The sequence below is a fragment of the Corynebacterium sp. HMSC29G08 genome, assembly GCF_001806875.1.
Taxonomy (GTDB): Bacteria; Actinomycetota; Actinomycetes; order Mycobacteriales; family Mycobacteriaceae; genus Corynebacterium.
Map to the genome: position 1 here is coordinate 1 of NZ_KV786275.1, position 1,198 is coordinate 1,198.

Annotated in this window: 1 rRNA gene; it reads left to right on the forward strand. The window is 54.0% G+C overall.

Features of this window, described 5'->3' with window-relative positions:
• Window positions 1-1,198: ribosomal RNA gene (locus HMPREF3101_RS10685) — 23S ribosomal RNA — on the forward strand; the annotation flags it as partial.

Here is a 1,198-nt window from a genome sequence, read left to right on the forward strand (position 1 = left end):
CACCCTTGTGGTGTGTGGTTGGTGGTGATGCGTGGGGCCTGAGTTGTTGTAGGTAAGTGATGGGGTGACGCAGAGTGGTAGCCACGCCAGTTATTGGATTCTGGTGCAAGCGTGCAGCACGACAACTTGGTAAATCCGGTTGTCTTTTATGTGTCAGGCGTGATGCGTAGCCCATATGTGGGTGATGGTGGTGATCCTGTGCTGCCGAGAAAAGCCTCTAGCGATGTGTGTAGACGGCCCGTACCCGAAACCGACACAGGTAGTCAGGTAGAGCATACTAAGGCGAGCGGGTGAACTGTGGTTAAGGAACTCGGCAAAATGCCCCCGTAACTTCGGGAGAAGGGGGACCTAGACTGGTTACACAATCATGCGTTGTGTCAGCTGGTGTAGGTCGCAGAGAAGAGAGGGGAGCGACTGTTTATCAAAAACACAGGTCCGTGCGAAGACATGTAAGTTGATGTATACGGACTGACGCCTGCCCGGTGCTGGAAGGTTAAGAGGACCTGTTAGATCCTTTTTTGGGTCGAAGCGGAGAATTTAAGCCCCAGTAAACGGCGGTGGTAACTATAACCATCCTAAGGTAGCGAAATTCCTTGTCGGGTAAGTTCCGACCTGCACGAATGGCGTAACGACTCCCCTGCTGTCTCAACCACAGGCCCGGTGAAATTGCAGTACGAGTAAAGATGCTCGTTTCGCGCGGCAGGACGAAAAGACCCCGGGACCTTCACTACAGCTTGGTATTGGTATTCGGTGCGGTTTGTGTAGGATAGGTGGGAGACGTTGATGCAGCTACGCCAGTGGTTGTGGAGTCGTTGTTGAAATACCACTCTGACCGTAGTGGATACCTGAACCTTGGCCCATGATCTGGGTTGGGGACAGTGCCTGGTGGGTAGTTTAACTGGGGCGGTTGCCTCCCAAAATGTAACGGAGGCGCCCAAAGGTTCCCTCAGCCTGGTTGGCAATCAGGTGTGTAGAGTGTAAGTGCACAAGGGAGCTTGACTGCGAGACTGACTAGTCGAGCAGGGACGAAAGTCGGGACTAGTGATCCGGCACCTACTTGTGGATGTGGTGTCGCTCAACGGATAAAAGGTACCCCGGGGATAACAGGCTGATCTTCCCCAAGAGTCCATATCGACGGGATGGTTTGGCACCTCGATGTCGGCTCGTCGCATCCTGGGGCTGGAGTAGGTCCCAAGGG